Source organism: Legionella brunensis, from assembly GCF_001467025.1.
GTDB classification, from domain to species: Bacteria; Pseudomonadota; Gammaproteobacteria; order Legionellales; family Legionellaceae; genus Tatlockia; species Tatlockia brunensis.
The window spans coordinates 91,864-99,174 of the sequence record NZ_LNXV01000034.1 but is presented as its reverse complement, the minus strand read 5'-3'; the positions used below and the strand labels follow the sequence as shown (position 1 = coordinate 99,174).

The window sequence follows — 7,311 nt, the reverse complement described above, 5'->3', positions numbered from 1 at the left end:
AATAAAACCGCCGATAGCCTGTGAAGGATTTTTGATATCATAAGTATTGGCTTGCGTATAGGAATTTTGCATTAGCCAGCGGGAAGTTAATATCATGGGTTTGCGGTATTGTTGGCAATCGGTTAACTGGCTGCTTTGGCAAAATTCATATAAAGAACCAATGACTTCATTAATCCACCCATTACCACTCGGTTTTCTGGTGTCACGATAGCGTCCGTAGAGGTAAATGTCATGACTATCGAGAATTTGCATCGATAAAATGGATTTAGACAGTTGGCGGATTAGTTTGCGATAAATTTCATCATGGTTGATTTTTGCATAATCAATTAGCGACATTAAGACCCAACTTGTTGAAATGGTATTTTGGGGACGGTAATTATCACCTAAAAATAAACCTTGCTTTTGAGTTTCACTGATAAAATGGTTCGCTATCTTAGTGGCTCCTGCATAATATCGTTGATCTTTGGTTACCCTATAAAGTCTTGATAATGCTGAAAGGACTTGTCCGGAGTACAGGAAAGATTGGCGATTATTATAATGCCAAATATTATTATTGCATTGTGCAACTGGAGTCACTTGGCCATCGGGCTTTATCATTGTTAGCAACCAGTCGCCCGCATGTTTAGCTGCTGCGAGGTACTTATCATCATGATAGAAATGATAGAGCTCAAGAAGTGTGAATATGGTCTTTGAGGCAGTCCCTACAACTAAGCGACATGATTTTTTGTTGGTATTTGGCTCATAGGAATAATAAAAACCTCCGGTATTGGGTCCTGATTGCAGTTGCATGGACAATATAAAATCTGCAATGGGTTTAAAATGTTTTTCCAATTTTGGATCGCGATTTAGCTGATAGAGTTTTAAAAAGGTATATAGGCTTGAGGAACTATAGATCGTGCGCAATTCATCATCACGCGTATCCAATGCTGCATTATAGGCTTTAGAGAATCCATGCAATGAGGGATGCATAGCATTGAGCAAATATTGTTGGCTATTAGCAATTTGTTGTTTAAGCAATTGGGTATTGAGGAGACGAATAGCAATGCGATTGCCTATCAATTCCAATCCTTTATCTAAATACTCAATGAAGGAGTAATATTGATTGGGGTAATAATCAAAGGAGACTTTAAAACGAAAAAGACTTAATTCTTTCTCGCTAATTTTAGGGAGGGTTACCTGGCTTAACGCGTCCTCAGTGGCTTGTGTGACAACTTGAGTAAGGCCCGCTTGTTGAGCACTCCCTTGACCTATTTTGTGACCTTGGTAATAAATCATTACTTGGACACTCCAGCGTGAGTGTTGGTAATTATCACTCCATCGAAGGTCTAGTTGTGATTTAGGCAAAGGAGCATTGAGGATTTTATGGTTAGCTACTGCACGCACATAATGTATCACCATATCGCGAAACACCTGATTTTCGTTGACTTGGGTCACTGGCGCGTTAATAGTTGATGTGCTGTAGGCATGTGCAATTTGCAGTGGTAAGTAAAAAATACTGGCCAAGGCGATTATTTTTATAATTTTATGCATCATTTCCACTGCTTATTGAATTCTTGTTCTGAAGGGCGAGTATAGGAGATAATCCATTTTTTTTATAGAGTTGCATCGGTTAAGCCCTGCGTGCTAGGAAATGAGAGTCCATTCTGTTGTAAAAAAATACAGGCGGTGCTGGAGTAACTTGATTGTCGTAGCTGTCTAGCAAAAATTTATGATATACTCCGGAGTTTTGAAAACCAGTTGAGCTCTAGAGGAATAAACATGAATGTAGAAAGCGTATACCCTAAAGTAAGGGAAATTATCGCTGATGTATTAGTCATTGATGAAGAAGAGGTTTCTTTAAACAGCCGTTTAATCGCTGATTTGGGTGCTGAATCTATTGATTTTCTTGATTTGGTTTTTCAACTTGAAAAAGAATTTAGTATTAAAATTCCTCGCGGTCAATTAGAAAAAAATGCACGTGGCGATTTGGCCGAAGATGAATTTGAGAAGGGCGGTGTGCTGACCGCTAATGGGATGCAAGCCCTGAAAAATTACTTAAGTGAAGTGCCTGCTGAATATTTCAAAGCAAACTTGAAAGTCAATGAAATTCCTACACTCTTTACCGTAGAAACTTTTTGTAAATTGGTCGTTGTGGCGGTTAATGAACAAAAAGCTTGTGAAACGCCAGCCTAATGCGGTTTTTATTTGTCGATAGGATTTTGCAATTATCCCCCGGGGAATTAATTCGGGGGATAAAGCATATCACTCAAGATGATGCTTATCTTTGTTCAGATGATACTGGCAGGCTATGTTTCATCCCTTCTTTGATCGGTGAAACACTAGGCCAACTCGCTGCTTGGAATGTTATGGCTTTTAATGGGTTTACTTTGCGGCCGGTTGCGGGGGTGGTGGCGAGTGCACGAGTGCATCGTCCGGCTTATGTCGGTGAGACTCTTGAATTAGAGTCTTTTATTGAACGTCTAGATGAAACGGCTGTGCAATATCACAGTGTCGCCCGTATTAGTAATGAAATTGTATTCAATGTTGACGGTGCTTTAGGTCCACTATTGCCAATGACTGAATTTATTGATGAGCAAGAAGTTCGTCGGCAATTTTTTGAAATAAATCGACCTGGGGATTGGCCGCAACAGAATTGCCCCCTTTCTGCATGCCAATCTATTGCATCAGTACCAGTAACATGTATTCCGAAACTGTCTTTTGACCGTATTGTGGCTTCAGAACCAGGTGTTTCGTTAGTTGCGGAAAAATACATTACTAGGGCAGCTCCTTATTTTCCTGATCATTTTCCTAAAAAACCAGTACTTCCTATGACAGTATTACTGGAGTGTAAGCTTAATTTGGCAAGAGAGTTTGTTGCTCTGGCTCAGTTTGACGCGGATTATCAAGTCAGCGAATTGCGCAAAATCAAGATGAATGAATTTATACACCCAGGTGATATAGTCGTTTGCCACGTTAAGGTCAAACAGTACGATGCACAACAATTGATTTTGAGTTATCGCAGTGAAGTGGAAGGCAAGCGTGTCTGTGTTCTGGATGTAGTAATGAATGCGAAAGGTTGCTAATTATGAAAAATAGACGTGTGGCAATTACAGGTTTAGGGGTGGTTTCACCTTTAGGAAATGATGTTCATTCGACTTGGCACAATTTAATGGCTGGTCAATCGGGCATCGCTGAAATTAAACAATTTGATGCGAGTGGTTTTCCTACTTATATTGCGGCTGAGGTGAAGAATTTTAATCTTAACCCAGCAATTAAAGGCAAGCATAATCGCTTTGCTATGCCATTTACGCAATATGCACTGGATGCGGCATTGCAGGCATTCGAAGATGCAGCCATCTTCCCCAACGACCAAACGGCTTCCCGTTGGGGAGTGGTGACCGGTAGCGGGATGATGACAGCGGAGTTTGATTATTTACAACGTTTTCAAAACACCTGTGCCCATGACGGGACAATTAAATGGAACGAATTGCAAGAGAAGTCACAAAACTTTTATCGTTTGGTCGACTTTGGCAAAACCACTTCGAATTCAGGACTATCTTTACTTATTCAACAATTTGGCATTAAAGGATATGCGTCCTCAGTGCATACAGCTTGTGCCTCAGGTGGACAAGCGCTTGGTTTAGCTATGCAGGTGATTCGACGCGGAGAAGCTGACTTTATGTTGGCAGGTGGTTTTGATTCGATGATTAGCCCTCTGGGGTTATCGAGTTTTTGCTTATTAGGTGCTTTATCAACTTATAATGAAACACCAACTACTGCTAGTAGACCTTTTGATGCCACTCGGAATGGGTTTGTTTTGGGTGAAGGCGCTGCGTTTTTAATTCTTGAGGAATGGAGTAAGGCTAAAGCGCGTGGTGCAAGAATTTATGCAGAATTGGCTGGTGAAGGAAATTCATTAAGTTCATATCGAATTACTGACTCACATCCTAATGGTGATGGGGCGATTCAGGCAATACAACGTGCCCTGGATGAAGCTGGTGTTAAAGCCAGCGACGTGGATTATATTAATGCGCACGGTACTTCGACTAAAATGAATGACTTAAGTGAAACCAACGCCATTAAAGCTGTATTTAAAGAGCATGCAAAACAGTTGCCAACAAGCTCTACTAAAAGTCAAACTGGGCATTTGATTGCTGCGGCGGGCGCTTTGGAAGCAGTCCTCTCTGTGTTAAGTATTCAACATGCACAAATTCCACCTACGGCTAACTTGACTACGGCAGATCCCGAGTGTGATCTGGATTACGTTATTGATGGTCCTCGAGAAAAATCACTAGGGGTCGTGTTATCTAATTCTTTTGGTTTTGGTGGTTCAAATAGTTGTTTGCTATTTAAGCACCCGGAATTTGGCGGAGTAAACGAATGAAAAACTCCAATCGTGTGTTAATTACAGGTTTGAGCGCCCTAACAGCATGTGGCGATACAGCGGATAGTACTTGGGATGCTATCTTGGCAGGACAAAGTGGCATTGAGGAAATTAAGCAATGGGATATCTCTTCGTGGACACATCGTTTAGGAGGAGAGCTTAAGAATTTTCAGCCAGCAAAAATGTTACCTGACAGAAAGCTTATGAAGGTGATTTCCAAACAGGATGTTATGGGGATCAATGCGGCAATGCAAGCTGTTAATCATAGCCAGCTGGTTAATTATCGTGAAACTTTAGACGCAAACCACACCAATTCATTTAATGACAAAACTGCCGTGTATGTTGGTTCACCAGGGAATAAATATTTTCAGCAGGATGATTTTTTGCCCTTATTAGCAAAAACAAATAGCAATATGACAGAGTTTGCTGAGCAACTATTTAATGAAGTGCACCCCATGTGGTTACTGCGTATTTTGCCTAATAATGTCTTGGCATATACTGGAATTACTTATGGCTTTAAAGGACCAAACCATAACATCACGAATCATGCTGTAAGTGGTACCCAGGCTATTATTGAAGCTTATAATGCTATTGCTCATGGGCAGGCTGAGCGCGCTATTGTGGTAGCCTATGACGTAATTGAGCCCCAAGCGCTTTTTTATTATGAAAAATTAGGTGTGATAAGCAGCCGGCACCTAAAACCTTTTGATAGCGAGCATGATGGTACCATTTTAGCTGAGGGTGCTGCAGCTTTGGTCTTGGAGAGCGAAGAAAGTGCACTGGCCCGCAAAGCACGATCCTATGGCGAGATTGTGGCAGGTATGTCATCCAGTGAAGCCTCAGGGTTATTTTCTATTGAGGCCGATGGCAATGCCTTAACAACCCTGATAACCAATACACTAGAAAGCCAAGACGTGAATGCAAATGACATTGACTTTATAGTCGCTCATGGAAATGGCAATATAAAATCAGATGATAGTGAGGCTCAAGCAATTGATCGTGTATTTGCCCAAAAGCCAGTTACTGCTTTTAAATGGTCTACGGGACATACTCTTTGTGCTTCGGGAATATTAGATGCTGTATTAACTACTTATGCATTGGATCGCAAATGCGTCCCAGGTATTGCCAATTTTAAAAATGCAGCAGTGGCTGGCGAAAATTTAAATATTAGTGCGCAACATCGTTATCTAGAAAACGCTAAGACCGCCTTAATGATAAACCGTGGTTTTGCGAGTATGAATGCTTGTTTAGTGATTAAAGCTTGTGACTGAATTAGAGACTAAGATCAAAAACCTACGCCTTTCATGGACAGGACGTTTTCTCTATCGTTTTGTGCCTTACCGACGGCGTATTATCCTGGCAAATATCAATCAGGTCTTTGGTAATAGCTTAACTAGCTCGCAAAAAGAACGCTTGGCTAAGGCTTTTTATTCTCACATGGCTACGTCAATTAAAGAAATTATTCAATTACGTTTTATGAGTGAAAAAAAGCTTCGCGAGCAGGTAGAGGTACGGGGTTATCAGCGCTTACTAGATATTGTAGCTCAAGAACGGGGTGTATTAATTTTAACGGGGCATTTTGGCAATTGGGAATTTGCACCATTAGGTGGCATATTAAGTTTCAAGGAGTTTAAGGGGCAATTTCACTTTATTCGACGAACGCTAGGAAACAAAGCTCTCGAACAGCTTTTATTTAGACGTTATTACCGTGCGGGATTAAATGTAATACCTAAAAAAAACTCCCTAGAGCAAGTTTGTAATGCGCTAGATCAAAATCATGCAGTGGTTTTTGTTCTGGATCAACATGCTTCGTTGACGAATCGAGATGGGGTCGCCGTTGAGTTTTTTGGTAAAAAAGCAGGAACTTATCGCAGTCTTGCAAGCTTTGCTCAACACACCGGCGTGCCGGTAGTGCCTGCGGCGGGTTATCGCCTAGAGAATGGACGACATGTCCTTGAGTTTCATGAACCTATTTATTGGCAAGATTTTGGAACCGCAAAAGAATCAATTTATCGCAATACGTTAGCCTATAATCAGGCATTAGAACGGATTATTTTAGCTCATCCAGAACAATGGCACTGGCTACATAAGCGATGGAAATTGAAAGAACCTGCGTAATTAATAGCTCAGTGTTGGCTGTTTTGTGAAAAACTCAAAATTATAATTATAGAGCCCAACGAAGGTGCCATCGGCTTGGAACTGTAATAGAACTTGATTAATTTGCTCAAGCTTATCTTGATTCGACGGTGAGGCAATAATCCCTAATCCTTCTCCAACTTGAAAATGCTGTGGGAGGATTTTTAGCTCACTGGGATATTGATGGTCTAAATAGAGGGCGCTGAAATAATTTCCAAAAACAGCATCAATTTTACCGCTTTTAAGATCAAGAAAGATGTTTTGATATTGATCATACGGAACTATTGTAAACTGGTTAATGAAATTTTCTGAAAGATATTGATAGTATTCCCGCGCTTTCAAAACTCCGACGCGCTTACCCCTTAGATCATTAACCGAGTTGATAGAGTTTCCTGCTAATAAGCTAAAGCCACCATCACAGATTAAATAAGGTATACTAAAATTAAAGCGTTGACGTCTTTCTGAAGTCATGACAATGCTGCCAATGGCAAAATCAACTTTATTATTAGCAACTGCATCAAGTAACAGGGGAAATTTTAAAGGTAAATAGTTACAGTTCCATTGTAGTCGTGCACAAATAGCATTCATTAAATCAATATCAAATCCTGCAACCGTTGAGCCAGATACCATGACATAAGGTGGGTTAAAAAGAGGAGTACCAACTGTCACAGTGGGATTTGCAGCGAAGCTAAGGTTACAAAAAAACAACATTATGAGATAAAGAAATTTCATTTTCAAAGGTATCTCAGTAGTAGTTTATATACAGTATAGAAGAGATCTTTCACTCTGCTTGGTTAATTTATTTATTTTTA

The 7,311-nt window shown here is 40.4% G+C and carries 7 protein-coding genes; 5 read left to right on the top strand and 2 right to left on the bottom strand.

The genetic code is table 11. The annotated features are described in order from the left end of the window. Positions 1-1,533, bottom strand: a 1,533-nt coding sequence (locus tag Lbru_RS17855) for a glycoside hydrolase family 76 protein (RefSeq protein WP_238583893.1), incomplete at its 3' end; no start/stop codon positions are given. A 225-nt stretch (positions 1,534-1,758) separates the two neighbouring features. Between Lbru_RS17855 and Lbru_RS14070 the strand changes: the two genes are divergently transcribed. The 5 genes from Lbru_RS14070 to Lbru_RS14050 are packed head-to-tail and all read left to right on the top strand — an operon-like array spanning position 1,759 to position 6,481. After that, complete coding sequence (locus Lbru_RS14070) at positions 1,759-2,172, top strand: acyl carrier protein (protein ID WP_058442773.1); 414 nt, start codon at positions 1,759-1,761, stop codon at positions 2,170-2,172. Next, positions 2,172-3,062, top strand: coding sequence for an ApeI family dehydratase (locus tag Lbru_RS14065; protein WP_058442772.1), 891 nt, complete (start codon positions 2,172-2,174; stop codon positions 3,060-3,062). The genes Lbru_RS14070 and Lbru_RS14065 overlap by 1 nt, the downstream gene beginning before the upstream one ends. A 2-nt stretch (positions 3,063-3,064) precedes the next feature. After that, positions 3,065-4,363 carry a beta-ketoacyl-[acyl-carrier-protein] synthase family protein gene (locus tag Lbru_RS14060; RefSeq protein ID WP_058442771.1) on the top strand — a complete coding sequence of 433 codons (1,299 nt, stop codon included), beginning with the start codon at positions 3,065-3,067 and terminating at the stop codon, positions 4,361-4,363. Beyond that, positions 4,360-5,634 (top strand): beta-ketoacyl-[acyl-carrier-protein] synthase family protein, encoded by a 1,275-nt coding sequence (locus Lbru_RS14055; RefSeq protein WP_058442770.1) that lies wholly within the window; start codon positions 4,360-4,362, stop codon positions 5,632-5,634. The genes Lbru_RS14060 and Lbru_RS14055 overlap by 4 nt, the downstream gene beginning before the upstream one ends. After that, positions 5,627-6,481 carry a lysophospholipid acyltransferase family protein gene (locus Lbru_RS14050; RefSeq protein ID WP_058442769.1) on the top strand — a complete coding sequence of 285 codons (855 nt, stop codon included), beginning with the start codon at positions 5,627-5,629 and terminating at the stop codon, positions 6,479-6,481. The genes Lbru_RS14055 and Lbru_RS14050 overlap by 8 nt, the downstream gene beginning before the upstream one ends. Here the strand turns inward: Lbru_RS14050 and Lbru_RS14045 are convergent, their stop codons facing one another. Next, positions 6,482-7,231, bottom strand: coding sequence for a transporter substrate-binding domain-containing protein (locus tag Lbru_RS14045; protein ID WP_065235476.1), 750 nt, complete (start codon positions 7,229-7,231; stop codon positions 6,482-6,484). Between the last annotated feature and the right edge of the window lie 80 nt (positions 7,232-7,311).